This window comes from Enterococcus hulanensis (genome assembly GCF_005405485.1).
GTDB lineage: Bacteria > Bacillota > Bacilli > Lactobacillales > Enterococcaceae > Enterococcus_A > Enterococcus_A hulanensis.
The window spans coordinates 67,679-94,396 of sequence record NZ_BJED01000001.1 but is presented as its reverse complement, the minus strand read 5'-3'; the positions used below and the strand labels follow the sequence as shown (position 1 = coordinate 94,396).

General features: G+C 39.1%; 28 protein-coding genes and 1 riboswitch. Of the genes, 7 read left to right on the top strand and 21 right to left on the bottom strand.

Translation table 11 applies throughout. The features are described from left to right. Nucleotides 1-505 precede the first annotated feature (505 nt). Nucleotides 506-1,300, top strand: coding sequence for a GHKL domain-containing protein (locus tag FFR60_RS22870; RefSeq protein ID WP_249354917.1), 795 nt, complete (start codon nt 506-508; stop codon nt 1,298-1,300). Continuing rightward, nucleotides 1,297-2,070: a response regulator transcription factor gene (locus FFR60_RS00415; protein WP_137662528.1), complete on the top strand. Its 774-nt coding sequence runs from the start codon at nt 1,297-1,299 to the stop codon at nt 2,068-2,070. Before FFR60_RS22870 ends, FFR60_RS00415 begins: the two co-directional genes overlap by 4 nt. 72 nt (nt 2,071-2,142) lie before the next feature. Here FFR60_RS00415 and FFR60_RS00410 read toward each other — a convergent pair whose 3' ends face one another. From FFR60_RS00410 to FFR60_RS00380, 7 genes are all read right to left on the bottom strand, one after another. Further along, a complete protein-coding gene (locus FFR60_RS00410; protein WP_137662527.1) occupies nt 2,143-2,721 on the bottom strand; it encodes a lytic polysaccharide monooxygenase auxiliary activity family 9 protein in 579 nt (192 codons plus the stop codon). Between the two features lie 298 nt (nt 2,722-3,019). Beyond that, the gene (locus tag FFR60_RS00405; protein WP_171004835.1) at nt 3,020-3,718 is read right to left on the bottom strand and encodes an alpha/beta hydrolase family protein; all 699 of its coding nucleotides are present in this window, start codon (nt 3,716-3,718) and stop codon (nt 3,020-3,022) included. 131 nt (nt 3,719-3,849) lie between these two features. Beyond that, nucleotides 3,850-4,764 carry a phosphate acyltransferase gene (locus tag FFR60_RS00400; protein ID WP_137662525.1) on the bottom strand — a complete coding sequence of 305 codons (915 nt, stop codon included), beginning with the start codon at nt 4,762-4,764 and terminating at the stop codon, nt 3,850-3,852. Between the two features lie 16 nt (nt 4,765-4,780). Then, nucleotides 4,781-5,842, bottom strand: a complete 1,062-nt coding sequence (buk, locus tag FFR60_RS00395) for a butyrate kinase (protein WP_137662524.1) — start codon at nt 5,840-5,842, stop codon at nt 4,781-4,783. Nucleotides 5,843-5,865: 23 nt separating this feature from the next. Then, nucleotides 5,866-7,083, bottom strand: a complete 1,218-nt coding sequence (locus tag FFR60_RS00390; RefSeq protein WP_137662523.1) for a LeuA family protein — start codon at nt 7,081-7,083, stop codon at nt 5,866-5,868. Between the two features lie 29 nt (nt 7,084-7,112). After that, entirely contained in the window at nt 7,113-8,279 is a 1,167-nt protein-coding gene (locus FFR60_RS00385; RefSeq protein WP_137662522.1) for a hypothetical protein, read from the bottom strand. 11 nt (nt 8,280-8,290) lie between these two features. Further along, the gene (locus tag FFR60_RS00380; RefSeq protein WP_137662521.1) at nt 8,291-9,268 is read right to left on the bottom strand and encodes a C-terminal binding protein; all 978 of its coding nucleotides are present in this window, start codon (nt 9,266-9,268) and stop codon (nt 8,291-8,293) included. 442 nt (nt 9,269-9,710) lie between these two features. On the opposite strand from FFR60_RS00380, the gene FFR60_RS00375 reads away from it, so the two are divergent. Then, a complete protein-coding gene (locus FFR60_RS00375; RefSeq protein WP_137662520.1) occupies nt 9,711-10,529 on the top strand; it encodes a helix-turn-helix domain-containing protein in 819 nt (272 codons plus the stop codon). Nucleotides 10,530-10,698: 169 nt separating this feature from the next. Here FFR60_RS00375 and FFR60_RS00370 read toward each other — a convergent pair whose 3' ends face one another. From FFR60_RS00370 to FFR60_RS00325, 10 genes are all read right to left on the bottom strand, one after another. Beyond that, the gene (locus FFR60_RS00370) at nt 10,699-12,258 is read right to left on the bottom strand and encodes an AcpB/EbpR/MafR family transcriptional regulator (RefSeq protein WP_137662519.1); all 1,560 of its coding nucleotides are present in this window, start codon (nt 12,256-12,258) and stop codon (nt 10,699-10,701) included. A gap of 416 nt (nt 12,259-12,674) precedes the next feature. Then, nucleotides 12,675-12,965, bottom strand: a complete 291-nt coding sequence (locus FFR60_RS00365) for a PspC domain-containing protein (RefSeq protein WP_137662518.1) — start codon at nt 12,963-12,965, stop codon at nt 12,675-12,677. 15 nt (nt 12,966-12,980) lie between these two features. Further along, nucleotides 12,981-14,732, bottom strand: coding sequence for a daptomycin-sensing surface protein LiaX (gene liaX / locus FFR60_RS00360; RefSeq protein ID WP_137662517.1), 1,752 nt, complete (start codon nt 14,730-14,732; stop codon nt 12,981-12,983). 208 nt (nt 14,733-14,940) lie between these two features. Further along, nucleotides 14,941-15,225, bottom strand: coding sequence for a PspC domain-containing protein (locus FFR60_RS00355; protein WP_242550696.1), 285 nt, complete (start codon nt 15,223-15,225; stop codon nt 14,941-14,943). A gap of 276 nt (nt 15,226-15,501) precedes the next feature. Beyond that, on the bottom strand, nt 15,502-16,242 hold the full coding sequence (locus FFR60_RS00350) for a ChbG/HpnK family deacetylase (protein WP_137662516.1): 741 nt from the start codon (nt 16,240-16,242) through the stop codon (nt 15,502-15,504). Between the two features lie 24 nt (nt 16,243-16,266). Then, nucleotides 16,267-17,115, bottom strand: coding sequence for a Nif3-like dinuclear metal center hexameric protein (locus FFR60_RS00345; RefSeq protein ID WP_137662515.1), 849 nt, complete (start codon nt 17,113-17,115; stop codon nt 16,267-16,269). Nucleotides 17,116-17,142: 27 nt separating this feature from the next. Continuing rightward, the gene (locus FFR60_RS00340) at nt 17,143-18,594 is read right to left on the bottom strand and encodes a PTS transporter subunit EIIC (protein WP_137662893.1); all 1,452 of its coding nucleotides are present in this window, start codon (nt 18,592-18,594) and stop codon (nt 17,143-17,145) included. A 124-nt stretch (nt 18,595-18,718) separates the two neighbouring features. Next, a complete protein-coding gene (locus FFR60_RS00335; protein WP_088934719.1) occupies nt 18,719-19,555 on the bottom strand; it encodes a PRD domain-containing protein in 837 nt (278 codons plus the stop codon). A 20-nt stretch (nt 19,556-19,575) separates the two neighbouring features. Continuing rightward, nucleotides 19,576-20,058 (bottom strand): PTS sugar transporter subunit IIA, encoded by a 483-nt coding sequence (locus FFR60_RS00330; protein WP_137662514.1) that lies wholly within the window; start codon nt 20,056-20,058, stop codon nt 19,576-19,578. 351 nt (nt 20,059-20,409) lie between these two features. After that, complete coding sequence (locus tag FFR60_RS00325) at nt 20,410-20,658, bottom strand: PspC domain-containing protein (protein ID WP_137662513.1); 249 nt, start codon at nt 20,656-20,658, stop codon at nt 20,410-20,412. 228 nt (nt 20,659-20,886) lie between these two features. Here FFR60_RS00325 and FFR60_RS00320 point away from each other — a divergent pair, with 228 nt between their 5' ends. The 3 genes from FFR60_RS00320 (at nt 20,887) to FFR60_RS00310 (ending at nt 22,685) form a co-directional block, all read left to right on the top strand. Next, nucleotides 20,887-21,306, top strand: a complete 420-nt coding sequence (locus FFR60_RS00320) for a GNAT family N-acetyltransferase (RefSeq protein WP_137662512.1) — start codon at nt 20,887-20,889, stop codon at nt 21,304-21,306. Nucleotides 21,307-21,394: 88 nt separating this feature from the next. Further along, nucleotides 21,395-21,511, top strand: a riboswitch (FMN riboswitch). 128 nt (nt 21,512-21,639) lie between these two features. Beyond that, nucleotides 21,640-22,239: an ECF transporter S component gene (locus FFR60_RS00315; RefSeq protein WP_137662511.1), complete on the top strand. Its 600-nt coding sequence runs from the start codon at nt 21,640-21,642 to the stop codon at nt 22,237-22,239. Then, on the top strand, nt 22,239-22,685 hold the full coding sequence (locus FFR60_RS00310) for a pyridoxamine 5'-phosphate oxidase family protein (protein WP_137662510.1): 447 nt from the start codon (nt 22,239-22,241) through the stop codon (nt 22,683-22,685). Before FFR60_RS00315 ends, FFR60_RS00310 begins: the two co-directional genes overlap by 1 nt. Before the next feature lie 251 nt (nt 22,686-22,936). Here the strand turns inward: FFR60_RS00310 and FFR60_RS00305 are convergent, their stop codons facing one another. The 3 genes from FFR60_RS00305 to FFR60_RS00295 are packed head-to-tail and all read right to left on the bottom strand — an operon-like array spanning nt 22,937 to nt 24,504. Then, nucleotides 22,937-23,422: a flavodoxin domain-containing protein gene (locus FFR60_RS00305; RefSeq protein ID WP_137662509.1), complete on the bottom strand. Its 486-nt coding sequence runs from the start codon at nt 23,420-23,422 to the stop codon at nt 22,937-22,939. Nucleotides 23,423-23,427: 5 nt separating this feature from the next. Further along, complete coding sequence (locus FFR60_RS00300) at nt 23,428-24,057, bottom strand: TetR/AcrR family transcriptional regulator (RefSeq protein ID WP_137662508.1); 630 nt, start codon at nt 24,055-24,057, stop codon at nt 23,428-23,430. 9 nt (nt 24,058-24,066) lie between these two features. Further along, entirely contained in the window at nt 24,067-24,504 is a 438-nt protein-coding gene (locus FFR60_RS00295; RefSeq protein WP_137662507.1) for a hypothetical protein, read from the bottom strand. A 555-nt stretch (nt 24,505-25,059) separates the two neighbouring features. Here FFR60_RS00295 and FFR60_RS00290 point away from each other — a divergent pair. Next, nucleotides 25,060-25,893 (top strand): Cof-type HAD-IIB family hydrolase, encoded by an 834-nt coding sequence (locus FFR60_RS00290; protein ID WP_137662506.1) that lies wholly within the window; start codon nt 25,060-25,062, stop codon nt 25,891-25,893. Nucleotides 25,894-25,941: 48 nt separating this feature from the next. On the opposite strand, the gene FFR60_RS00285 is transcribed toward FFR60_RS00290, so the two are convergent. After that, nucleotides 25,942-26,718 carry a glycyl-radical enzyme activating protein gene (locus tag FFR60_RS00285; RefSeq protein ID WP_137662505.1) on the bottom strand — a complete coding sequence of 259 codons (777 nt, stop codon included), beginning with the start codon at nt 26,716-26,718 and terminating at the stop codon, nt 25,942-25,944.

Sequence of the window (26,718 nt, the reverse complement as noted above, 5' to 3'; positions counted from 1 at the left end):
AATGTGCATTGAAAATGCCTGTCAACTTTTTTTATATACAAAGTTAACAGCTAAAAAAATTCCATTTAGAACAATGGTAATTCTTCCAGTAATTTCGCTTATTGTATATCTTTTTCTTAATTACTGGATTTTTTTGGCAATTATGATTTATTTCTTTATCATCGGCAAAAAGTTAAACAAGGATTGTTCTATTAACTTAATATGGTTTTTCGGAATATATACGACATTCTCCTATGTTGTTTTTGCCTATTTTATGAACTCATCTATACTCTTTTTTGTTGGAGAAAATGTTTTCGATCAATATATGTACGTCATCAATATGACTATATCTCCAGTCTTTTCCGTTATATGCAATCTGATTTTATTGCGCTTGATTAGACCTAGCATTTCTTTTTTAGAGAAATATCAAGACAATTGGAACCAGATTTTTCTTTTAATCATTAATGTTTTACTAACACTTTGCTGTATTATTCAGTTTAGTAATTACTGGATTGAGGAATATGTTTTGAAAGGTGAAAATCCTGTTCGGAAATATCTGATCGTCGTGTTTATCCTAGTGATTATCCTATTAATCGTCTATTTGAACATTAAGACACGGCAAATGGATAAACAGCGTATCCAAGAGTTGAAGGATAACCAATTGGCTGATCTTACCTCTTATGTGCAACAGATTGAAGCGATGTATGGAGAGCTTCGGGGATTTCGCCACGACTATCATAATGTTCTGATCAGCTTGAATGAAAGCATTAAAACAAAGGATCTTTCTATCATTGAAGATACGTACAATCGAATCTTGAATCAGGAAGGAATTTCACTAGATGATGAGCACTATTCCCTCGCTCGGCTGAACAACCTAAAGACACTGCCGATCAAAGGAATCTTTTCTACCCACATTATCCAAGCTTGGCAGAAAAATATTCCGGTAAATATCGAAATCGACGATGTTATTCAAAATGAAGCGATCGATATTTTAGATTATGTCCGTATTGCTTCGATCCTGCTGGATAACGCAATTGAAGCAGCCGAAAAAGCCGAGAATCCTTTTTTGACGATTGTCTTTTTAAGAGATGAGACTATGAATGAAATTCAGCTTATCATTGAAAATTCTTGTCCAGATGAAGTGATTGATATCACAAAAATATTTAAAAAAGACTATTCGACAAAAGGTGAAAATCGTGGATTAGGATTGGCTACGGTTCAAGCAATCTTACAAAATTACACCAATCTTTCATTACAAACAGAATATCAGTTTGGTGTGTTTCGACAGGTTTTGATGATTAAGGAGGAGTTTCCGCAATGAATATTTTCTTATTAGAAGACGACATTTTACAGCAACAACGATTGGATTTAATCATTCGAGAAATTTTGCTGGAAAAACGCTGGTCGGTAAAATCGATAATTACTACCGCAAGACCTGATTTTCTTTTAGAGAAGGTTCAAGAAACTGTTGATCAAAATATCTATTTTTTGGATATCGAGCTTAACGGTGAGGAGCGGAAAGGTTTAGAAGTCGCTAGTCAGATTCGGCAAGTGGATGCTCATGGAGTGATCGTCTTTATTACCACGCATTCAGAATTTGCTCCGATCACTTATGCCTATAAGGTTTCTGCGTTTGATTTTATTGCCAAAGACAGCCCAGTCGACGAGATGAAGCAGCGCTTAATCGACTGCTTTGAGAATCTTTTAAACGTTCGATCAACTGGAAAAAAGGAAGAACTGTTTATTTTTAATAACCAGCACACTAGCTTTCAAGTACCCTTTTCCGATATTCTTTATTTTGAGACGACTGATATTTCTCATAAACTTCGTCTCATCTGCAAGAATCGACTAGTGAATTTTTACGCGACTCTTGGTGAGATTGAGAATTTAGATCCGCGTTTTTTCAAAGCACATCGCTCCTTTGTGGTGAATTTAGAAAATATTGCTCAAATCGATCGTGCTGAAGGGTTGATTTATTTTGATGAAGATCGTTCCTGCATGATCTCTAGACGAAAAATAAAGAGCGCTCTTGAAAAAATGAACGCTCTTAATCAGGTTTTTCAAAAAACTAATAGAACCATCCATTTCTGAAAGAAAACTATCAGAATGGATGGTTCTTTATTGCTTTAAAATGAACTCGAAACACACTTTTTTACTGATCTGTTAGCGAATATTCACATCGATCACTTGATAGAAGGCATTCACAGTATCACTAATGTTCCAAACAGCCAAGATAATATTATAGCCCTTCCGATTGTTTGGAATGGTGATTTGCTGATTAACTATTTTAGATGGCAGAGTCCCATGATCGTCAATTTGCTTAATCAGTTCGAAATCACTAATTTTCAATGGTTTGTCAGGATCCCAACCGGGTTTTGTGATGTAGTAATCCCAAGTACTTGTTTTATGCGGCGCGGTTAAAAACCAAGAGATGTTTAGGTTTCCCGACGAGATAGAATTTTTGTGCCAGCGTGACAATGATTGATCATCTAACGGCTCATAACCGCTGACCCCTGCACTGGCGATCTTTCCTTCGATAAACGTACTTTTCTTAGCTTCGATACTTTGCGGCTCCCACTGTGCTCGTCCAACATTTTGATTTAGCCTCCCGCCTGAAGACGTTCCTAAATAAGCACGACTTCCTGGTGAAGTTACATACCCATGGGCCAATCCCGGCACAGCAAACCCAAATAAACCAAACACTATAATAGTAGCAACTAGACAATGACTCAATTTCTTCATAAAGCATCCCCCTGAATTTTAATAAAAGCAGTTTTATTTTTTCGAGCTAGCTCAGTTATAATTCTATCGAGTCTATGCAGCCAAAACAATCAAGCATCATGATAACTTAGCAGATTGTAACTACTTTCTGACAAGTAAAAAAATCACTAATATATAATGGTCGTTATTTTAAAAATTTGTTATTTCAAAATTTTATCAAGCTTACAAAACGATACCAGCTAAAAAGCGATTTCTTTTATCCAAAACGCCATATTATTGAAAAAAAATTGATTAATAAGAATTTCGAGCTGCTATCTAATCATTTATCCATATTCCCTTTGATCCACTGTAAGCAATAGCTGAAATGATCATGGATCGGATTAATAATATCTTGATGGGCCATTCTAGGTAAAATCAGCAATTCAATATTGTTTTTAACAGCCAAATTTTCTTGAAAATAGCTAATACTCGTTCCAACGTCCACTCTGACATCATCAGCTCCATGAATAAGCAAACAAGAAGCTGCTTTCAAGGGTAGATGATGACATGGCGAAGCTTTCACTAGCTCTGTGTCGCTCGCTTCTTCGCCAAAATATTCTTGAACCGCATCATCGCCCAAATGATGATCCCTAGTGTAAATTAAATCTGTGACTGGTGCTAACGCAATCACTCGATCTTGCTCTCCCGCGTTTAATAAGGCTAATTGACCACCGACAGAATGACCGATGAGAACATAATTTTCGGTAGGAAATTCCTGCTTTATTTTTTCAATGGCACTGTTTACATCCAGTGATGGGGTTGGCCAAGGATTATTTTCTCCTCTTCGATATTCAATATTGCAAACCACATACCCTTTTTTCGTAAGATATGTTTGAATGTCCGCAACTGTTCCCAAGGTTTTATCGACGCGCCAATATCCCCCATGGATCAGGATAATCAAATCTGTTTGGGTCACTTCATTTGGTTTGGCAACATCGATAAAGCACTGCTCGTTGTCTCGATAAAATATTCTTTCCATAGTGATTCTCCTTCTTTTTAGATACATGTATTCTACTTTCATCATACTCATTATTGCAGCCTAATAGAATAGAAATAGCCTAGATTATAATCAAATACTTGAGAATAATCTAGACCATCGAACTTACTTATCTAATTTGGATCATTTTGCTTTTGAAAAAGCCAACAGGTAGCGGCGATTGAATTTACTTTGTTTTGCAGCGTATCTGTTCTTGAAGTCATGATGAAGGGTTCCTTTGTGCCTAGAATTACTGAAGCAGTTGGAAACTTCGCGTAGAAATTCAAGGACTTGCTTAATGTATTCGCCTCTTGCAAAGATGAACCGACTAAGATATCGGCAGCTCCAGCCACTGAACTGCGGATACCTTTGATTTCAGCTGCTTCTTTTGATACAGCATTGTCTAAAGACAGCGGTCCATCGATAATACAATCTTTAATTTGCCCGCGATTGTTCATTTGCACCAATATCGCACCAGTTATCGTATCGGGCATCTTTTCATTGATTGTTTCTACAGCACTTAATAATGCGACTTTGGGACAAATGATTCCAAAAGTTCGAGCCAGATGAACAGCATTCTCAATGATATCTTTTTTCACAGATAACGTTTGTTCAATGTTGATCGCGCAATCGGTTAAGAATTTTAAGCTATTCGAATGGTCTTGAAATATCGTTACCTGACTGATTCTTTTGATACGTTCAAAACCTGATTCCTTATTCAGAACTGCGCCCATAAAATCAGAAGTATGAAGCAGTCCTTTCATTGGAATATCGGCTTGCTTGTTTTTTACCATTTCCACTGCTGCAGAAGCCGCTTTTTTATGATTCGTCTCATGAACGATCGTGAATTTTGCTGGTGACAGATGGTGCTTTACGATCAGCTCTTGAAGCCGCTCCTTATCTCCGATCAAGACAAACTCTGCTATACCATCTTCAATCGCCTTATCTGCTAGTAGCACTTCCTCCTCATCTGCCATCGCAATTACAATTTTTACTCGAGTGGTCTTTCGAACGTGTGTATTCAATTCATTAAAATTTGTAATTTGCATAATGCCTCCTACTTAATCAATAGTCCTTGATCTCGATTTCACCAAAATATGCCGGAATGCATACAGAGCTTAAGGCTTCAAGTTCATCAATATCAGGCTTTACATAGATTGGCGCCATCCACCAAACATGTTTCTTGATAAAATCAACAAAGTGTTTAGAATGTGCTAACCCGCCAGTAATTCCTATCGCATCCGGTCTGCCGCCCATTGCTCCAGCAGCAGCTCCGATGGCTTTGCTTACTTGAAAAGCCATTGCTTCAAATACCTCTAACGCTTTCGCATCTCTCTGCTCGATTCGCCGTTCGATTTCTTCCCCATTATTCGTTCCAAGATGGGCCATCAAGCCCCCTCCGCCGTTTAACATATAATCTAACTCTTCATTAGTATAGTTTCCAGATTGAATCAGCTTCTTCCAATCAGCTGCCGGAAGGGTCCCGCTGCGATCCATGCCAAAGGGCGCATCCCCATCTAACCCGTTGGTAATATCGATGACTTTTCCATTTTTATGAGTTCCGCAGGAGATTCCTGAACCGAGATGGGTAATGACAATAGAAAGCTCACGATAATCTTTTTCTAATTTTGACGCGATAAATCTGCAAAAAGCCTTATGACTTAGCGCTTGGAAATAGCTGTGTCTTGTAATCTGAGGAAGTCCCGTATATCTTGCAATGGGAATCATTTCGTCTACACAAGGAGGATCGGCAATCAGCGCCTTCTTTCCATTCTCCTGAGCAAATGCTAGTGCAATGGCACAGCCCAGGTTACAGACATGTTGACCAAACTCACCCGATTTTGCGTCAGTCACCATTGCTTCATTTATTTCGTAGACACCAGACTCTAGCGGTTTCACTGAAGGGCCACGTGAAATGAACAAGTCTAACTCGTATATAGACAGTTGATTGATTTTTAAAAATGAAAGAATGCTTGCCATTCGATAATCATATTGATCCCAAATTTTTTTAAACCCTTCAAGCTCTTCAGTTGAATGCCGAATCGTTTCTTTTAGAATAATTTTCTCATCTTCGCATAAAGCGATTTTGGTAGAGGTCCCTCCTAAATTCAAAATCAATGCTTTCATTTCACTTAACCCACTTTCTGTTCTTATTGAAATTCCTTAACCAATTCTCTAAATTCATCCTCATTTAGTGTGCGATGCAGCTCAATTCCTTTAGCCTTAACAGCCATCAGCAAGTCCATTTTCTTTTCCTCGTCTACGGAAAGCTCGTAACGTTCAAGCCAAACACGTAAATTGTCTTTTCCAGATTTTTTACCTAAGTCTAAAACAGGTTCACTGTTACCCACTAGATCCCAACGATAAGGCAGCATTACTAATGGATCGGATTTGCGGGCATTTTCCCATAAGCTTGAAGGCATTCCTGTTTCCCAACCGAAGATGGCATCCCCTACTACTGGTGCAGTAGGATTGATTGGCTCTCTTGCAAGTCGTGCTACTGTATCGGATAAATCTTTCAGTTTAGACAAATCAAGTCCGGTATCTTGCCCATATAAAGCTTCCAATGAAAGAGCTACCTGTTCAAGCTGAGCCGAACCAGCCCGTTCACCAATACCATTAACTGTTACGTGAACAGCCGATGCCCCTGCTGCTAATCCTGCTAATGAAGTCGCTGTCCCTAAACCAAAGTCATCATGGAAATGACATTCAATCGGTGTTTCTGGGAAACGTTCGATCAATTGAGAGATTCTCAAGCGCGCGCCCTCAGGTGAAAGTGCACCAAAAGTATCTACTAATGCCAGTGAATCCATATGTCCGCCGCCGTCAACGATCGCTTGGACCGTATCCATTAGAAAATCCATACTTGCCCGCGAGCCGTCCGCTGGGAAGAATAGCACCTTCAAACCCAGCTCATGCGCTTTGGCAGTTGCTTCAACCGCAGATTTGATCGCTTTTTCTGCTCCCCATTTAATTCCTTTAGCCAGTAAATGCTCACTTCCGGGAATCTCGGCAACTACGCCATCTACTCCGCATTCCTTAGCTAATTCCATATCCTTCACCATATTTCGAACGAAGCAATAAATATCTGCTTTTAATCCTAAACTAGTGATCTCTTTAATCGCATCGGCATCTTCTTGAGTTACCGCAGGTGTCCCGGCTTCAATCCGATGAACCCCCACCGCATCTAATTTTTTTGCAATTTCAACTTTTTCATCCTTCGTCAAAACAATTCCTGGCTGCTGTTCGCCATCGCGAAGTGTGGTGTCTAAAAACTGGATATGATCTACAAACTTAAATTCCTTCGTCACTTTCTCATCATAATTTGAGGGACTTACCCACCATTTTCCTTCTTCTCTAAAACCCATTTATAAATCCTCCTTATATATTTATTTTTCTACTCAGGCAATTCAATTTCTGCTGCTATTCTGTTTTTTTGATACTTATACAATTGATACGGCAATAATACTAGAAACGGAATTTCAAACAGAGGAATATTGATCCTGCCAATAATCCCGTAGGCTGTAGTAACAATTTGCGGAATCCCGGCACGGCCGAAATAAAAAGCCAACACTGTAAGAATCCCAACAAGCAATATCCGTCGAGCATTATAAGATGAGCCTTTCCAGACTTTGTGGACTAATAGTTGATAGCGTTCAATCATTCCGTACAAATATCCTGCACCAGTAGATAGTACCGCTAAGTAAGCGATTGCAGTATAAAGTAAACGAACACTGAAGCCGGCGCCAATAATGTGATTCAAACTCCACAAGGTCGGTAAATCCTCTCCCGCAACTTGAGGCATCCCCGCTGCAAAAATAATATTCATCGCAACCGTAGAAATAAGAACCATTAAGCTTCCGATAATCGCTGTTCCAAGTGAATGCTTTCTCGTCTTCACTTGTCCTTTGGAAGCTGGAATCACGGCATCGATAAAGGCCACCATGATGTTAATGTAAAGAATGATCTGTAACAGCACCTGACTTATCGGCGCATTGATTGTTCGATTGGAAACATAATTACTCATTCCTTCCCATGATTCCGGAACGCCTCGCACTGCAATATAAGCGATCAATAAGATCAAGGCGATAGCTATAAAAGAAGCCGAGCGAAGAACAATTTTTTGTCCTGCAAGAATCAACACTGCCACTATCCCAAAAGAAAGCAGCCCCATCGCAACAAACGACACATTGAAAAACTCAGATAATAAACGTCCACCTGTAGCAAAGGTTAATGCTGAAATAGTAATACAAGCTAATATCGCTGAAAATTCTTTTACATTGGCAAAGAAGAAATTAAATCTTCCAAAAACACGATCATAAAAAGAACGAAAATCATACAGCTCAAACGTTCGACAGTATTCCAGTACCAGATAACAAATAATTCCGGCAACCGTTGTGGTTACCAAAGGGCCAATAAAAACCCCCAGCCATGATTGTCCTACAAAGAAACTTACCAACTGAGCACCGCCGGAAAATCCCGGACCAATATATATCCCAAACCAGACAGAAGCTAAACCAAATGAAACGAGCAAACTTTGAAAAGTACTTTCTTTTTTGTCCATTTTGCTTCTCCTTATAAGTTCAATGCCTTCTTGTTCAAAATATTCGCTGGATTCTCGCCATTTAATACATCGACCGCTGTTTGTGCCACCGAAGCAAATAATTCTTGATTAGCTTCAGCTGAATTATAAGCAATATGCGGCGTAAGAATAACATTCTCCATTCCTAAAAGCGGATGATCGACATCCTTCATCGGTTCCACTGATAAGGTATCCAAGCCAGCACCGCCAACTTTCCCAGCTTTAAGTGCCGTCACTAAATCGTTTGTATCAATTAGTCCTCCACGTGCTGCGTTAATTAAGATAACACCGTCCTTCATCTTGTTAAATGCCGCTGCATTGATCATTCCTGCTGTTTCCTTTGTTTCTGGCAGGTGCAAAGAAATGATATCCGCAGTCGCATAAAGTGCATCCAAATCAACTTGTTCTACTTGTTTTTCTTTAAAAACTTCCAGTGGAACATATGGATCGTAAGCTACTACGCTATACCCCAAACCTTGAAAATTTTTGGCTATTTGTCTGGATATATTCCCAAAGCCAACTAACCCGACTGTTTGTGCTGATGGACGACGCATTTTTCTTCCTAGTTCTTGATTCCAAACCCCTCGTGCGACTGCCTGATCAAAATGCTTCAATTGTCTAGACAATGCGAGTGCTAATGCCGTCGCATGAATGGCCACTTCAGAAATACAATAGGTGGTCACATTACAGATCCTAATCCCCATTTTATTCGCAGCATCCATATCAAACTCATTGACACCAATCCCATAGCGAATCATCACTTGACAGTTTGTTAATTGGCTAATACTTTTTTCCGTCATTTTTGTAGCAATGTTCAAAATCGCATCCGCATCACGATACTTTTCGACGACTTCATCTTCATCTTTACAAGTTCCCATGACAAATTCAAAACCAGCATTCTCAACAATTTTTCGCTCAATGGCATAATTGTAGCCACTAATTACTTGCGAATCTAACAGTACAACTTTCATAAAAAAGCCTCCTCCTTTTTGAGAAAAACGGTGAAAATATTCAATCGACTTTGCGCAAAGTTTTTATGAATGCGTTTTCAAAATCATCCTAAAACATTTTCCTAACTTTGTAAACAGTTTTTTAAAAGTTAAGAAATTCACTAACAATAAAGCCTCCCCTTTCTAATTTTTCAATAACACAATAGCAAAAAAGAAATTGAAAAGAACTACATAGTAGAAGTAAACAATTGAATCCCCTCATGTAAAATAACGAAAATAAAAAAAGAACTTTCTTTAAAAAAAACGATTCTTTTTTTAAGGATTATGAGATTTTTATACAAAAATTCTCCTTGATGCTCAGTATGATTGACAAGGTTAGTAAAATTCCACTAAAATTAAAGAGGATTCATTCAGCAAAATTTAGTAGAGTAATTATCTTATTTGATAAAGAGGAGACAAACAAATGTCGACCAATAATAAAATATATTTCAAAATTCAAGATGTGGCCAAACTATTGAATGTCGTTCCTGCAACAATTAGAAATTGGGAGCAGCATGGCTTTTTCGTACCTAAAAGAAGCGAAAACGGCTACCGTATTTTTGATCAGCAAGATGTTGAAACGCTTAAAAAAATCAAAAACTGGTCCATTGATATGAAAATGGGCACGCAGGCTGTAAAAATGATGGCTGATTCCTATAATTTAAGCAGCAATCATTCAGATGAAGACAACACTTTGAGCAAAGAGCTGATTAACGATAAATGGAAAGAAAGTCGTAAAGCGCAAAACAAGACAATCAAAGAAGTCGCTGAAGCTGTTGGCATTTCCACATCCTATCTATCAAAAATCGAAAACATGCAAGTGAACCCTCGCCTAGAAGTTCTGCAGAAAATTGCCGATTATTACGGTGAAAATGTCTTGTACTACCTGCCGGCTGATCAAGATGAGGCTTCACAATTAGTAAGAAAAGACCAACGTATACGTGTTATCGATAAAAACAGCGGCCTGACGATTGAGAACTTATTGAAGCAAGAAAACTCACGTTTATCCTTCATGATGTATACATTGAAGCCCGGTTCTAAACGTCCCACGATGCAGCCCCACTCGGGAAGTGAAATTGTTTTTGTGTTATCAGGAAAAGTAACCTTCACTATTGGAGAAGAAAAAGTCTACTATCTGGAAGAAGGCGACTGTCTCAGCTACAGTTCAGAAGAAAACCATGGTTGGTGTAATGAAAGTACAGAGGATGCACAATTACTCTGGTTCTATGAACGAATATTATAAAAGGAACCGCCTGAATTTCAGTTGAATTCAGGCGGTTTTCGTTAATTACAGTTATTTTGGTCATTGTCTGATTGTCACGAATTTTTTTCATCTAATCTATAAAGTATCGTTCCCAACTCAAAAAAGATTCCTGCCGCAACTAGCAGGAGTCTGATTATTTTAATATCACTTAGTAATCCGTGATTTCTTGAGAAAACAATTTCTCTTCTAACAGAGATGCTCGGAATAGTTTTTCGGAAAGTTCATTCACTAGGTTTTGAATCGCGACGATCGACTGCGGGGTTACATAAGGGTCCATCGACACCAAAGGGAAATCTTTTGGCAGCCCTTCTCTTGATCCGGTGGTGATCAAGCCATCATAGGTCAAAATTTTCTCGACTAACTCTTCCTCCCCATCCCAAATGTCTTCGAAATGATGGATTTCAAAATTTCCGTAAACAATCTGGGTGATGACCTTCGAGATAAACGCCTCCTCCGTTGGCGAAAGATCCGAAATCAGCAGCAGATGAAGCGTTTTATCCTGTGACGCTAATCGTTCTAAACTATCGACCTCTGCTGTTAATAATAGATAAGCATAATTGGTGATGAAATCCTCGTCTTGATAGATTCTATATTTTTGAACAAAGTCCTGCGCAATTTCTGTGACCTTTTCTACTGCATGCTGGTGCATAATCTTGACCATCTCTAAAAAGATCGTTCGATTTTTTCGCAGAATCGTCAAAAATTCTCCCTTCTCATCATAAAGATAAACATCATTCAACAGTACCGTCGTCAGATCCAACACCCGTTCTTCGTCAAGGGGATCTCCCATTAATTTCATAAATGCTTTCGTCAAAGTTAAATGTTTGCGAAATAATTGGCGATAGCGGGGATTATCAGCTAGAGCCAGTTCTCTATGCTCTTTATTAAAGATAATTGCATCCGAATAGGAAAGCCATAAGCAATCCCGCATCATTTCATCGGTCAAATTTAGCTGATAAACTTTGGAAACCATACTTTTGAAAGCGTAGGCGACTTCATTTTCCGGCAGCAGCAGCCCATTCGTCCGCAGCTCCTCCTTAGGATAGGTATGACCATTTGCGATCCGCCATAAACTTATAAATATGTTGTAGATCAACCGTTTGTTAAAAATATGCTTTTTATATAATCCATTGATCTCAATAAACTCCTGAACAAATTTTTCAATGGATCGTAATTGGGAACTATCTACATTGGGTAAGATAGTTTTCAATGAATAATTTTTTTCAATAAAATAGCGATAATAAAAATGACGGATCGTTTTTTCCTCGCCTTCTAAACGCAACGGTCGGTAGCATAAATGAATCCCGGCTTTTTTAAGCGAAGGCTCTAGTTTTTTTAAATAGCGCTGGGTGTTTGACGAGCTCAAATACAGTGCTTTTGATAATTCGCTGATATTGTCATGCAACTCATACAAAAGCTGCTCCACGATTTGAAATTCCGGCGAACTGGTCAGGGCTTCCGCATAAAGTTTTCCAATGCTGATGTCCTCCATAAGTTTGACACGGTACAATCCCATATCCTTTTCAACCAAAAAATATTTATTCTGCTGTCCATTTATCAGACTAATATCGCTCAATAAAATCGGTAATGAGCATTTCAACTCACTGGTGAGGTTCTCGCTCGGTGTTCCCTCCCGGTTATAATACAATAGCTCAATCAATTTTAATCTGCGTCTGTTGCTTACTCCTAAGACCTGGCGAAAATCCATTCTTTCTCCTCCAAATTAGTTAAAGTTGATAGGTGAACACGTTGATAGTTCTATCTTGAAAGCCTAGTTTCATGCTAAGATTATTCTCTTCAAAAGAGATAAAATAACTATAGTGTTTTATTAGTAAGTGCTATTCCATTTTTATTTTACCTTTTTCCGCTTCAAATATATAGTGTTTTTTGAGTATTTTTCGTAACAACATTATTAAATTCAACTTATCTAAACTTATATACGATTGAATTCTCATTAATGATTTCTTGATTATTAGAAATTAATTTGATAAATGATTATAGCTGTAATTCAGCAAATTCTCATTAACATAACAACTCGCCCTGTTCCTCACAAAAAAAGACATTCCTAAAAAAATAGAAATGTCTGATTACTTTATGTTTCGTCATTAAACCGACGCTATTAAATTAGAAATCACTCCAATTTTCCTCTTCTTCAATATCTGCTCGCCTGCGCTGCGCCTTCGTTCTTCTAGGGCGTTCGTAGTTTTCGCGATAAGCACTCTCACCGCTGTTCGCCTTTGGAACAATCAGTACTAACAATATATAAAAGAAAATCGGTGTCCCTACTAATACGAGGTTCAGGAAAACAAAGATAACGCGTGCAATCGTCGGATCAATCTCAAAATATTCCGCAATCCCTGCAATCGTTCCTGTTAACATGCGATTTGTGTGTGATTTCGTCATTCGTTTTCTCATTTTAGTCGTTCCCTTCTATTTATCGAAGTCCTTTAAGTAAATGCTGCCTGCCTTAGAAGAAACTTCGATTTGTGCAGCATTTTCTGCCGCCCGTTGAAAATGTAATACTTTTTGTGTATTGCCGCTGCGCTCTTGAACGGTTTCACAATTGGCAAACCGATAGTTGATGGTTCCGATTCCTGTTTTAGCGGAACCTTCTATCCCGATTGTTTGCGGCAACGACACTTTCACATCGCCGTTGACTGATTGCGCCTCAAGTTTTTTCAAATTATTATTTTTAGCGGTCACTTTGATATCACCATTAATCAACGAATACTCTGATCGTACAATGTCCGCTCTTGCGATGATCGTTCCGGTAACGGTCTCGATCGATGCATCTAAAATCTGACCTTCCCGAATTTCAATCTCGTTGTTTACTCCTTCAAATTCCAGCATCGAAGCTTCCAGTTCCTTAATCAAGATTGTTCCGTTGGTGGCTTTGATCGATGAATTTTTTGCTGAAAGCTCTTCAATCATCAAGTCACCATTTAATAAACGAAGTGCCAAGTTATTGTACTGACGTTTTGGCAAATAGAACGTCAGCTTAGCATCGACTCTTTTATTTGGCACATGGAATAAGATTTGGTAGTTATTCACATCGATGCGGCTGCGCTCCAAGAATGCATCGATTGGGTCTGGTTCTTCCATTTGGCCAAGCAGTGACACTGTTGCCTCTACTTTAACATCGTTGATGGTTTCATCTTCCCAGGTTTTCAAGATCACTTTTCCTTTAGCCAGCTTGATATCGATTGTTTGCGCATCAATATCTTCAAAGGTAAATTGATGACTAAAGTGGGTCTTGGCGGTTCCGTAAAATTTCTGATTAATTTTCTTTAAATCAAAATCGCTATTATTCACCGTATCAGTAACAGTTTTCGCCGCCCGATTCACCACACGACCAATTCGACTAGCCCAATCATTCGGCTCGACTTGCGGGCGATCCATTGGACGGTATTTTTGTTCTTCAAAATCATCCGGCACTTCAAAAAATCCATCGGATACATACGGTCTTTCCGGCGAAGCGAACAGGTCTTCATCGATTGCTTTTCGCTCGTGCTTTAATAATTCGATCTCTTCTTCGAGTTCCTTCAATTCGATTTTCATTTGATTATATAAAGCTTCATTCTCAGATGAGATAATCCCTAGTCCAGCCTCAAGGTTCAGTTCTCTAAACTCTTCTTTTTTCACCCGAAGAGTTTCAATTTTGGTTTGCAACGAAAGATCGAACTCATCGATTTTTGATCTGACCGGATCGGTTTCCTCTGGTTCAGGCTCCGCCTTGTTTTCCCATTCATCGATCATGCTGGCAACACTGTCCGCCGGCTGCTTTTCCTCATGCTTGATTTCGGTTGGTTCGGCTTCCAATTCAGGTTCCTGTGCGGGTTCTTCATTAATTCCCGGCACTTCTTCTGAAATGATTTTTTCTTCATACTCTTGTTCGGGTACTTCGTCAAATGCTGCAGGATCTTCAAAATCCGACGCCGCTTCGGTTTCTGGTGTTTCTTCAACCTCAAATTCTTCTTCCGATTCAACCACTTTTTCTGGTTCGGTTGTTTCGGATTCTGATGTTGTTTCAGGTTCGGGTATGTTTTCAGCTTGTGGTTCTGGCGTTTCTTCCGCTTTTGTCTCTGTATCTTTTAATCCAAGACTTTCTAACAAATCTAATCCTTCTTCTGGTGAAAGGATGCCTTTTTTGATTGATTCTAATATTTTTTCCCGTTCGTTCATGTTAATCGCTCCTCAACGAATTGTTCTATGTTTCTATTATGCACAAACATTTTTCGTTCGTCATGGGTCGAAAGGACTATCTTTTAGCCAAGTCTTTCGAAGTATCGAAAAATTTCTGCATCCATAAAAAAAGAGTGGACCGCTTTTTTAGCAGTTCACCCTTTCGCTCTATTGTAAGACTGACAGTAATCAATCGTTGTTTTCTATTCTAAAAGTCACTCCATGCATCATCAGAAGTTGATTCTGCCTGTTTAGGTTGACCATTTGTCGAATGCGTATAAGTTTTTTCGTATGTTTGCTTGCTGCTGCCTGCTTTTGGCATAAGCACTGCCAATAGAACATACAGTAAAATTGGTGCTCCCTCTAAGAAAAAGCAGCTGAAGACAAACGCTACACGCGCAATAGTCGGATCAATTCCAAAGTATTCTGCGATTCCTGCTAATGCACCCGTTAATACTCGATTGTTTTGTGATTTCGTCATTTTTTTCATCATGATCATTCTCTCCTTTAATTTTCCCAAAATACTAATTTTGAAAAACCCTGTCTACCCTAAATTTTGTTTATTCTTATTTTCAATTGCGCTGTGTTTTTATCTTATGTCTATATTATGCCGAAACTGCTTTGATTCGTCATAGGGCGAAAGACTGATTTTTTGTCTAGTCATTTGGCAGGAGTTTTTTTAGTTTTCTTGATCAAAAAAAATTAATGAAGCCCACCGCCAAAAAGGTGTTCCGCAATTTGCTTTGCGAAACACCTGATTTCTGGTTCACTAAATATCTGTCAGCTTCAATAAATGAATATCATTTTCTTGAATGTAATCGATCAACTCTTTGCTGGTCAAAAATGAGGTCTCAAAAACACGTTTGTTTACTAAGGAAGAATTTCTGATGAGGACCGCATCAATAAATCCGGGATGATAAACCAATAACGGCACGGTTTGATCCTGATCCTCTACTGTCGTTTTGAAAAACTGCAGCAGCTCCGTTTCATTTTCACCAGCAGCGATTTGCAGCTTGATCTGTTGATGATTGATCGACATTCCCTTTTCAGAAGGAATCCCAATAAAGGGAAGATCATTTTGATCTGCAATCCTCTTAGCCGCTTCAATAAAATTAGGACTGAGCACTGCATGAATATCCAGATAAGCAGGATCAGCTCCGGTTAATTCTCTAAAAAACTCCAGCTGCTTTTGCACTTCTTGTAGCGCTTCCTCGAAAGCGACAACATCCGTTTTTGCCTGATTATAGACCGCTGATTTTTTGAATACCGTACCTTCAACTAAAGATGGAATGGATTCAGCAGCTGATAATGGTTTTCCACTGCTGATATTCACATGCAGTCCTAAACAGCAAGGACTATTCGCAAGCAATTGATAGCCTTGGTTTGCCGCAGGAAGATTAACCATAAGACTGACATTATTGATGATTCCTTGTCTAACCGTTTTCGCAATCCCGTAATTAACTGCTTCAGAATAGCCGAGATCGTCTGCCCGCACAATGATCTTTTTCATCGTTTCCCCTCTTTTCCTGTAAGATCAGGTCAAATAGTGATACATGTCGCCAGATTGAACGAAATAGGTTGGTATATCTGTCCCAACTATCTCACTTAGATAATCCAGCATATACTTCATCCCAGGTTCTTCGGTGTTAAAATGCCCCAAAGTCAAAATTGCTTTGTTGGCAAGTAGCAGGCTGCTGTCTTCAACATACTCACTTGCAGTAAAATCAAAAAGCTCCATCGTGATCAACAGGTCAATCTCTTCTTGTTCCAGCCTTTTAATCAACTCATTATCGTCACCAACTACATGACCATAGATCAGGACTTTGCGAACTTTTGTGTCCAGCCTACCGATTACCTTTGCGCCATTTAACTTTAATTTTTCAATCAATTCTTTCCCGATCGCCGACACAGTCGTTTCCGGAAAATTCAGCCGCACTTCTAAATGATATGAACGATCCGCATACGCCTCCCATCCCAGCTCTTGAATCAACCCGTAAAAGATTCCGTCCGCATAACTGCCGTCGTCTAATGGAATCCCTGAATGAATATAATCATGGTTTCGCCAAACAACTATCCCGCCATCATCCAGCAGTGCTTTTTTCTGCAAAAAGGTTTCGTTTTTCGTCTCTGCTAGCCAATCTGTCCGATCGCCGTGATTCCAAAATAATGCCTCATGACAAATAATCAAATTGGCTCCTTTTGCCTTCGCTTCTTGAATGACCGCCGCACTTGCCCAACAGGTAGTTACGATTCCTGTGCAAACTTGTGCCGCATCTCCATAAAGAATTTGGTCACGAGTGGTTTGATCGTCTATGGTTTGACCATCAAAACCGATCCCGCCATAGTAACGCTTGATTCCTTCAATAACTTCTTGAATTAGCATATCGTCTTCCTTTCCTTCTATTTAAAATTATTGTTCCTCTGATAATTCTTGAATTACAGACGGCTCGCTTTCTTCCTTACTGACAGCCGTTTTCGGCTCATAGCCGAAGACCATAATCAACGTAAATGTGACAACAAAGCCAATCCCACAAGCGATCACTCCATGAAAGATACCTGAACTAGCTCCGCCAGTATAACCCAAGGCCGCCATGAAGTTTGAAGCTCCAACAAAATACACCGCACAATTCATAAAGCCCGCATAAAGCGATCCGGCAAACGCACCCAGCATTGAGTAAATAATTGTTCGTTTATAGCGGAATTGTATTCCGAAAAGAGTCGGCTCACCCACACCACCAAGACTTTGAGAAACAAAACAGCTTAATCCTAAACTTCTTTTCTGGGGATCTTTTGATTTCAGCATAAATCCTAAGCTAATCGCCAAACTGGTATAAACCGTAACAAGCGCGCCAACTAAGACGGTGTTGTCGTATCCCAGCGTCGTGATTGACATTAAGGCTGTAGCAATAAGCGGCAAATGCATGCCTGTAGCCACAATCGGCAAATACAAAGCCCCAATAATAGCTACACCAAAAGGTCCAAATAGTTCCCTTAATAAAATCAATCCATTACCTAATCCTAAACCTATGATCGTCCCCAACGGTCCCAGCAGACAAAGTCCTAATGGCAACATGATCAGCACCGTCAAAAGCGGAACAAACAGCGTCGAAAGCGCCGTCGGGATAAATCGTTTCAAATATTTTTCTACATAGGACATGACCCAAGTAATCAAAATCATTGGAATCACCGTTGACGAGTAGCTAGAAGGTGTCATTGGAATACCAAAAACACTGAATGGCTCTCCAGAAGCCACGATCTCGACAAAAGAAGGATGAACTAAGATTACACCCATCAAGAGCGCAATCATCTGATTGCTGCCAAATTTCTTAGCTCCTGAAAGTCCCACAAAAACAGGAAAATAATAGAAGCCTGCATCGCCCACAAACGTTAGCAAGCGATAAATATCGCTGGATTCACTCGCCACATTTAACATGGATGGTCCAACTAACGCAGCCAGCATTTTAATCAGACCTGCGACAATCAAGATCGGCAAAATCGGGGTCAAACAGCCTGCGATAGTATCCATCATTTTATCTAAAATAGTTTTAAATGAAAAACGTTCCTTTTTGGCAGCAGGCTCGGGATTCGACTTAATCGTTTGGCCTTGCTGCTCCCCAAAATCCCCCAGCTTCACTAACGTTTCATAAAGATCTTCAACCCCTGGTCCAATAATGATCTGAAATTGTCCGCCTGAAAACTGAACTCCCATCACGCCATCCAGGTTTTCAATCGGATCAATGGCAACAGCACTCTTATCTTTAAGGTTAAAACGTAATCTCGTCATACAATGACCGACATGAGTGACATTTTCTTTTCCGCCAATATTATCTATAATCTCTTTTGCTAATTTTTCCTTGTTCATCTTTATTCCTCCTTAGTTCATTAAGTGGTTAATTTGCTTAAACGTTTTCGCTGATCAGCTTTTTCGAAAAATAAAAACCAGCACAAACAAAAGCCTCTGCTTTTATCTGCACTGGTAATGCCCATTACTGGTTACAATCCATTCTTGCATATAATCGATTTAAATGTAGCATCAGGTAGATCAATTCTTCTTCGCTGGGGCGCCAATGAAGCGTTGTCGTGATGTAGTCACTGATTTTTAGAACACAGGCGTAAATTTTGGGAAATTCCTTCGTCATATCTCGATACAGCTTTTTGTTTTCACTAGAAATCTCATCGCCGTTATCTTTTCTTTTTAGTAGATAAAGCAGGTGCGTCGCAAACCTAGAGTAATTAAAATCCTTTTTTTCGATCGTGATCTGCAGCTCTCGCTCCACGATCTTCGTGATATCATCGACTGCTGCTTGGTGGTTCTCATAATGAACCATCTGCTCATCTGCTACTTTTGCATTCATTAAATGCACTGCGATGCTCGCTGCTTCTTCCTTTGGCAGAGAAATATGCAGCTCTTTGGCAATCATATTGACCGCAATCTCCCCCATCTCCATCTCCTGCTGATAGAAATACTGCAGGTCATGTGCCATCGGATAATTAAAAACCATTTTCTTCTTTTGCCGATCAATCGCAAAATTGATATGATCTGCCAAGGTAAATGTAATGTTGTCATTCAAATTACAGTTCAGATAATTCCGTGCAATATCAACGATTCTAGCCGTCAATTCGATGATTTCCTCCGGGATTTCCTGAATCAGCTCAAAATAGGAGTCATTGATTCCATAAAAGGTTCGATCAATCCCCGCCAGATTCTCCAAAACATAAGGCATTTTGGGAAACCCGATCCCTTTGCCAAAAGCAATCAGCTCATGATCGTTATTATCAAGACAGACGGCCACGTTGTTATTAATTTTTTTGATAACTTTCATGTGCATGCTGCTCCTTTCACTTATTCACAGGTAATGACGACGGATTCTCCCTTAGCGACCTTAAATCCTTGATCAACAATAGTCAATTGAAATTCGCTGCTGTTAGTAACCACCATCGGTGTAGTCAAGTCGATATTCTCACTTTCCATCAATGAACGATCGACTTTAAGCACCGCTTCGCCGCGTTTTACTTTATCACCGCTTTGTTTATAAATAGAAAAACCTTTTCCATTTAGATTTACCGTATCAAGTCCAACATGGATCAACACTTCTGCTTTGTTGTCGGCTCTTAAACCAATCGCATGCTTGGTCGCTGCGATCATCGAGATTTCTCCATCACATGGCGCGTAGATCGTATCATCCTCAAGAATAAAGGCCGTCCCCTCACCCATCATTTTGCTTTGAAACACCGGGTCCTTCACTTGCTCTAAAGAAATACACTGACCATTTACCGGAGCATAGAGCTGCGGATCTGCTTTCTTTTTCTTAAATCGCTCGAACATTTTTCTTGTCCTTTCATTGAAAAAATAAAAAACTCTTTGAGGTGCCAAAAAAAACAACCAGTTTCTGCTTGTTTTTAAAGGTAATGCCTCAAAGAGTTACAATCCTTATTAATTGAACTAAGAATAGCACACGTCTGCAAACGGTGTCAACCAGTTCTTTTAGAAAGAAAAAAGCATCACTATTAGTCTCGCCAAAGACTGAAAGTGATGCTGATACAGACTGCCCAATGTGCAAATTTCTTGGAAATGAAAAGCCATGATCAATCGCTCCCCTGCTATTAAGCGAGGGTGCTTTAAGAAAGTGAAATGATTTATTCAAAACAGGAGAAGGACTCCTGAAAATTTTAAAATTTAGAATTCGTTTCCTCCATTGCCAGCAGAATATCCGTAGGCTGCATGGTTTTGATGAGTGCTCTCAGCATTTGGCACAACCAGCATCAATAAAATGTAAAGGATAATCGGTGAGCCGATCAAGAAGAAACTCATAAGGACATAGATTACCCGTGCAAATGTTGGATCAATTCCAAAATATTCTGCGATTCCTGCTAATGTACCCGTTAATACCCGATCGTTTTGTGATTTCGTCATTTTTTTCATCATTTTAAATTTCTCCTTTTGTTTTCCCACTTGCGATGTGTTTTTATCTTATGACTATATTATGCCGAAGCTCCGATGTTTCGTCATAGGTCAAAAGAACCATTTTTCAGCTAGTCATTTAGTAGGAGTTTTTCTAGTACCTATTTCGAAGAAGCCCCCTGCCTTAATCATTGCGATTTACCAAAAAAATGATAAAATTCACTTTAAATAATCAGCAAAAGGAGTGTTCGTTTGATTCAAATTCGTGAAATGACAACACAGGATAAGCCAAGTTTACGGCAGCTCTATCTAGAAAGTCGGCGAGAAACTTTTTATTGGGATGATCCGGAGCTGATGCATATAGAAGATTTTGATCGTGATACTGAGGACGAACTCATCTTTGTCGCGGAATCCCAGCAGACGATCATCGGCTTTATTTCTTTATACGTGCCAGATAATTTCATTCATTGCTTATTTGTCGACAGCAGCTTCAAAGGTCAGGGAGCTGGTCACCAGCTCTTGGAAAAAGCAAAACAACAGCTGCAACGGCCACTGAAATTAAAATGCTTATCGCGGAACGCCCCAGCTCTGGCCTTTTATGAAAAAGAAGGCTGGAAAAAAGTCCATGAAGTAAAAATTCGTGATGCGTATTGGAATATGATTTATCGCTAGTTCTCCTATTCAATGAAGGACTGTTTTATTTGCAGGCAATCTAAAAAACGCTTGCAATTCTTTTAAAGTCATGTGAAAATAAACACAATAAGTTCTTCAGGGCAGGGTTTAATTCCCGACCGGCGGTGATAGTCCGCGAGCCTTTTTTGGCTGACTCAGTGCAATTCTGAGACCGACAGTACAGTCTGGATGGAAGAAGAAAAGCGTGTGTTTGTTGATCGTTCAGATAACAAACGCTATTTGACGAATCAATACACCCTTTTTCTACTTTGACTGTGCCTTGCAAATGTTGTTGTAAGGTTCTTTTTTATGTTTCAAGAAAGGTGTGTTGAAATGAAATTTACTGCAAGAAAGTTAGTAATGATCGCGATTTTTGGTGCTCTCTCCTACGTGTTGATGCTCTTCAAGTTCCCGCTGCCGTTTATGCCGCCCTTTATGGAGTTTGATTTGGCCGGTGTACCAGAATTATTGGGAACCTTTCTTTTAGGTCCTGTTTCAGGGATCTTCATCGTGCTGATCAAACTTTTGATCAAGCTGGCCACCGTTGGTACTGCTTCGATGTTTACCGGAGAAATCCAAAATTTTCTTTTGAGTGTTAGTTTTATTTTACCGGCAGGTTTAATTTATCAGCGTACAACGAACAAAGGCTCAGCGCTAAAGGGCATGTTAGCCGGCACAGCCGTTGTGACTTTTGTGGCTTGTCTATCAAATGTTTATTTTATTATCCCGTTTTATACCAAACTGTACGGTTTGTCGATGGAAGCCATTATCGCCATGACTCAGGCCGTCAATCCAATGGTAGACAGTGTCTGGAAATTAGTCGTGATCGGGATTATCCCTTTTAACCTAATCAAGTATGGTGTGACCACCGCGATCGTCTATTTTTCTTTAGACCGCTTGCGGGCAATTTTTCTCAGACGGGAGTTTTTATAATGGAATTTCAAGAGGCAATCACGCAGTTTTATAAAAAGCTGGGTCAGAAAAAAATTATGGCGTTGGCTACAAGCTTAAACGACCACGTCATGGTGCGAAATGTCAGTGTCATCATTCATGACGAAAAAATCCTATTTAAAACAGATCAAAATTTCCGTAAAACCAAGCAATTACTCGAAAATCCGCAAGTAGCAATTTGCTACTGGGGGGTACAAATCGAAGGTATCGCCGTCAATCACGGCTTAGTCGTTGATCAAGCAGATCAGTCTTTTCAAAAGCTATATCAGAAATACTGGGAAAAAAGCTATAACGCCTATCCCCATAAAGATAGTGAAATTTTGATTGAGATAGTTCCTAAACTAGTCGAAATCTGGGATCAAGACCAAGACGATCACGGCTTTCAATTGTTTGAGCAGGAAAAAGCAGAAGTTGAGAAGTATGATTAGTTAAAACAACGATTCGAATCGTTTCCCTTTTTATTTTAAACACTTTACCATTTCTTATCCTCTAGTTAAGCTTTCTATAAGCTAGCCGACGTACACTCTTGGTGTGGATGAACTTGGTGTTTAAACTCAGAAGTGGGACTTAAAACGACGGTTTGTTTCATTTAAAACGAGGTGTAGGTTCGAATCCTTCCATCCACATTGAAAAAAGAGAGAACAAAGACACAAATTTGCGTCTCTGTTCTCTCTTTTCATTATTCATAGATAGCTTTCGCAAATCTATCTATCTCTTCATAATTTATTTCTGGTTCTACAAAACCTTTGCGAAAATCTTCAATTTTATTCAACGATTGAAATAGTTTACGGTAAACAACGTTTAAGCGATCATACCTCATTTCTCCACCAAAAATGCTCGTCATTTTAGCATGGGTCAATAAGCATTTATCAAAGAAGGTTTCGAAAAAATCGGCATCGCCTATTGTTGTATAGCAGCAAACAAATAATCCAAGATTTTTTTCAAGTAATTGCTGCTTATTTCGTTTGCAAAAGGACGTAATATTTCTCTGTATCTTCATCATATAAATGGAGCCACCAATTATGATAGTATCGAAGTCGTTAAGCTTCGGAATTTTCTCCTCAACATTCAACACAGTAACTTTGCCCATCATCTGTTCTTTCAAATAGTTCGCACAGTCGGCTGTACTGCCTTTTTGCGACGCGTAAACAATCAACGTATTCATATTCCTCACTTCCCTTCACCTCTGTAGCTCTTCTCAAATTGAGAAATGTGCTCCTTTAGAATGGAAAGAGCCTCTTCTTCTTTGTCCAGTTGCCCTTCATATAGAGCTAATAAGGTATAAATTGGAGAATAAAACTGCAAAGCCAGTACTTTTGGATCACAATCGATAAAACGACCCTGCTGGATCATCTTGGAAAAAAGTGTCGTTTGGTAGTTTAAAATATCCGAGATAAAATATTTTTTATAGCTTTTCTTTATTTCAGGATTTGAAAATTGTTCAATTGTCAGCATGCGTCTGAATTGGATTTCCACTTTATCTTTGAAACTCATTAAGAATAAGGCTGAGCTGATTTGATAGAGATGATCTAAGGAAAACGCACTGTACTCGCCTGCTACTTCTTCAATTTCTCCTAACGGTATCGCCATTTCCTTCATTTTTTCATTGTGATAGCTCTCCATATACTCTAAGATCGCATCAAAAATCGCTTGCTTATTCTTAAAATGCTTATACAGCGAGCTTTCGCGTATACCAACTGCTCTTGCAAGATCACGGACAGATGTTCCTTCATAGCCCTTTGTTGAAAAGAGCTCTAAGGCAGAAAGTAATATTTTTTCTTTTGTATTTGGTTTTGACATGATGGCCTCCTATAAAAATAGCTTTGCTGAAGTGACAACAAGCATGATTCTGGATGCTTCGATCATAATAATTTTTAAAAGCATGCTTCCAACAATAATGAAAAACAATTTTTTTCTCGTGCTTTGTTTTTTAAGAAATAGACAAAGAATAGCAGAAATGACAATGACGATTCCTAAGACTGCACCGAAAATCGCTTGCATACTGACTAACGGAAAAAGACCCCTATCAACTGAACCATCAATCGCTTGTTGCACTGTGAAGTGCAGACCATCTCTAGTCGCTCCCAAAATACAAATATACAAACCAACAAAACAAGTGCCTAGAATAAACCATCCCCAATGACGGACTTCTGCTCTTTTCTTAACCATAATACATAGAAAAATAAGGAAGCTCATAAGCAAAATAGTTGTTTTGATGCTGATTGCATCACCAAAATAGAGGTTCATTGTGATCTCCTTTCAGACTTTAGCTAACGATCGTTCTCTTTTCTGTAGTTTAGCGAACAATCGTTATCCTGTCAATATGTTCTTGCCCTTTTTCAAAAATTCTCCTTTAATACGATTGTTCCATATCCAATATCTACTGTTGATCCAGCGATACTAACATGGTTTATGTTTCTTTGCTTTTAATGGTTATCCTGATCTGGATTGGAGAAAAATCCGAGATGTTCGCATAATCAATTGATCATAACGCACTATTCTCGGTCTACTGATTTTGTTTGGTAATTTGATTTGTGGCTGCATGAATAAAGCAGATCTTTGGTTGCAGTTTATGGTACGATCGATACGTTCACTAGCTTTAACTATTTATTTGTCACATATAAATTTAGTCTGGCTCAAGTAAAGTCTGAGGACACTTCTCGGTATTGATTTTGACAGAACATCCCGCAGTCCGAAAGCTTTTAGATAGAAACAAATTCCAACGCGATTTACAAATGAAACCATTTACACTCGAACTTGCTGATAGTAGACTTGAGGTAAGAATAATTAGGATGTGATGGAATGGATATCAAAGCAATCGTACTGGATATTGATGGTACGCTATTAACCTCAGAAAAAATCATTTCAGAAAAAACTAAACAAGCCTTGATCGCAGCTCAAGAAAAAGGCATCAAGGTGATTTTAGCTTCAGGACGCCCAACGACGGGGATGTTTGAATTGGCAGAAGAGCTGGAAATGACAAAATATGAAGGCTATCTCGTTTCTTATAATGGTTCGCAAGTAACGGATTGCCTAACAAAACAAGTTGTTTTCAATCAAGCGATGAGTGTCGAAACAGGACAAGCAATCTTAGATCATTTGAAACATTTCGATGTTTTGCCGATGATTGACAAAGAAGACTATCTTTATGTAAATGACGTTTACAACGGGACGCTGCATTTACCTGATGGTGATTTCAACATTATTGAGTATGAAGCTCGCGGCGGTAACTTTAAGCTTTGTGAAATCGACGATCTGGCAAACTTCGCTGCCTTCCCGATCAATAAAATTTTGATCGCAGCGCAACCGGAATATCTACAGGAGAATGTTGAAGCAATCTATGCGCCATTTAAGGAAACAGTCACTGCCGCATTTTCGGCTCCCTTCTATTTTGAGTTCACAGATAAAGGAATTGATAAAGCCAAAGCGTTAAATACTGTTTTCCCTGAATTAGGCATTCATTCTTATAATATGATCGCATTCGGTGATGGCCATAATGACCGTTCGATTATTGAATACGCCGGAATCGGTGTCGCTATGGGAAATGCTGTCGATGATTTGAAAGAAATAGCCGATGACGTAACCCTTTCATGTGATGAAGATGGGATCGCGGTTGGGTTGGAGAAATACTTATAAATATTGAAAACCAGCTAACCTTTTCAACTTAGCTGGTTTTTTTGTTACTTATTTTTCAAAAATTTTCGACATAGTTAAGACCTTTACGTTTGGAACTCGAGCTGTGAGGAATTCCGCCAGCTCAAACATCTCGCTTTCTGACGGTGTTTCTATCTCTTTCATACTATATTTCACACCTAATTGTTGATAACTCTGAAGTCCATAACGATGATATGGTAATAATTCTAAGTCTTCCACAGCAGAGAGTTCTCCTACAAACTTCACAATATTCAAAAGTTCGTCCTGATCCATGTTCACTGTTGGAATGACTGGAATTCTAATGTGTACTGAACAATCTGGGAACTCCTGAGTAAATTTTTCAATGTTTCGAAAAATCAATTCATTAGAAACTCCAGTCCATTGTTTGTGTTTTTCAGCATCAAAAAGTTTAATATCGATATAAATGGTATTCAGGAACGGGCCAATCTTCCTGATTTCAGGATAATCGACAAAAAAACTGGTTTCCAACGCCGTATTGATTCCTAAATAAACGGACTCCCTCAACACTTCTCGTACAAAATCAACCTGAATCAACGCCTCCCCACCACTGATCGTCACTCCTCCTTGAGAATGAAAAAAGAATACAGCGTCCTTTTCGATCTCCTTCATTACTTCCTTCGTTGTCATAACCTGACCGAACCCTTTTTCGATTTTACGATTTTGTGATTCTGGAGTCGAACACCATTGACATCTCAATGGACAGCCTTTTAAATAAATGACCGTTCTCAAGCCTGCTCCATCATAAATCGATGTTTTCTCTATGCGCAATACAGTCCCTTGTCCCAT

Bases quoted from the DNA above. Each gene is read 5' to 3' on its own strand.
- FFR60_RS00315 (WP_137662511.1), top strand. From the start codon at position 21,640: ATGAAATTTACTGCAAGAAAGTTAGTAATGATCGCGATTTTTGGTGCT.
- FFR60_RS00405 (WP_171004835.1), bottom strand. From the start codon at position 3,718: ATGGAAAGAATATTTTATCGAGACAACGAGCAGTGCTTTATCGATGTT.
- FFR60_RS00330 (WP_137662514.1), bottom strand. From the start codon at position 20,058: ATGTTCGAGCGATTTAAGAAAAAGAAAGCAGATCCGCAGCTCTATGCT.
- FFR60_RS00400 (WP_137662525.1), bottom strand. From the start codon at position 4,764: ATGCAAATTACAAATTTTAATGAATTGAATACACACGTTCGAAAGACC.
- FFR60_RS00290 (WP_137662506.1), top strand. From the start codon at position 25,060: ATGGATATCAAAGCAATCGTACTGGATATTGATGGTACGCTATTAACC.
- FFR60_RS00285 (WP_137662505.1), bottom strand. From the start codon at position 26,718: ATGGGACAAGGGACTGTATTGCGCATAGAGAAAACATCGATTTATGAT.
- FFR60_RS00345 (WP_137662515.1), bottom strand. From the start codon at position 17,115: ATGCTAATTCAAGAAGTTATTGAAGGAATCAAGCGTTACTATGGCGGG.
- liaX (WP_137662517.1), bottom strand. From the start codon at position 14,732: ATGAACGAACGGGAAAAAATATTAGAATCAATCAAAAAAGGCATCCTT.
- FFR60_RS00365 (WP_137662518.1), bottom strand. From the start codon at position 12,965: ATGAGAAAACGAATGACGAAATCACACACAAATCGCATGTTAACAGGA.
- FFR60_RS00410 (WP_137662527.1), bottom strand. From the start codon at position 2,721: ATGAAGAAATTGAGTCATTGTCTAGTTGCTACTATTATAGTGTTTGGT.
- FFR60_RS00295 (WP_137662507.1), bottom strand. From the start codon at position 24,504: ATGAACCTCTATTTTGGTGATGCAATCAGCATCAAAACAACTATTTTG.
- FFR60_RS00325 (WP_137662513.1), bottom strand. From the start codon at position 20,658: ATGATGAAAAAAATGACGAAATCACAAAACGATCGGGTATTAACGGGT.
- FFR60_RS00370 (WP_137662519.1), bottom strand. From the start codon at position 12,258: ATGGATTTTCGCCAGGTCTTAGGAGTAAGCAACAGACGCAGATTAAAA.
- FFR60_RS00335 (WP_088934719.1), bottom strand. From the start codon at position 19,555: ATGAAAGTTATCAAAAAAATTAATAACAACGTGGCCGTCTGTCTTGAT.
- FFR60_RS00390 (WP_137662523.1), bottom strand. From the start codon at position 7,083: ATGGGTTTTAGAGAAGAAGGAAAATGGTGGGTAAGTCCCTCAAATTAT.
- FFR60_RS00300 (WP_137662508.1), bottom strand. From the start codon at position 24,057: ATGTCAAAACCAAATACAAAAGAAAAAATATTACTTTCTGCCTTAGAG.
- FFR60_RS00375 (WP_137662520.1), top strand. From the start codon at position 9,711: ATGTCGACCAATAATAAAATATATTTCAAAATTCAAGATGTGGCCAAA.
- FFR60_RS00310 (WP_137662510.1), top strand. From the start codon at position 22,239: ATGGAATTTCAAGAGGCAATCACGCAGTTTTATAAAAAGCTGGGTCAG.
- FFR60_RS00350 (WP_137662516.1), bottom strand. From the start codon at position 16,242: ATGAAAAAGATCATTGTGCGGGCAGACGATCTCGGCTATTCTGAAGCA.
- FFR60_RS00340 (WP_137662893.1), bottom strand. From the start codon at position 18,594: ATGAACAAGGAAAAATTAGCAAAAGAGATTATAGATAATATTGGCGGA.
- FFR60_RS00415 (WP_137662528.1), top strand. From the start codon at position 1,297: ATGAATATTTTCTTATTAGAAGACGACATTTTACAGCAACAACGATTG.
- FFR60_RS00385 (WP_137662522.1), bottom strand. From the start codon at position 8,279: ATGGACAAAAAAGAAAGTACTTTTCAAAGTTTGCTCGTTTCATTTGGT.
- FFR60_RS00380 (WP_137662521.1), bottom strand. From the start codon at position 9,268: ATGAAAGTTGTACTGTTAGATTCGCAAGTAATTAGTGGCTACAATTAT.
- FFR60_RS00355 (WP_242550696.1), bottom strand. From the start codon at position 15,225: ATGATGAAAAAAATGACGAAATCACAAAACAATCGAGTATTAACGGGT.
- buk (WP_137662524.1), bottom strand. From the start codon at position 5,842: ATGAAAGCATTGATTTTGAATTTAGGAGGGACCTCTACCAAAATCGCT.
- FFR60_RS00305 (WP_137662509.1), bottom strand. From the start codon at position 23,422: ATGAATACGTTGATTGTTTACGCGTCGCAAAAAGGCAGTACAGCCGAC.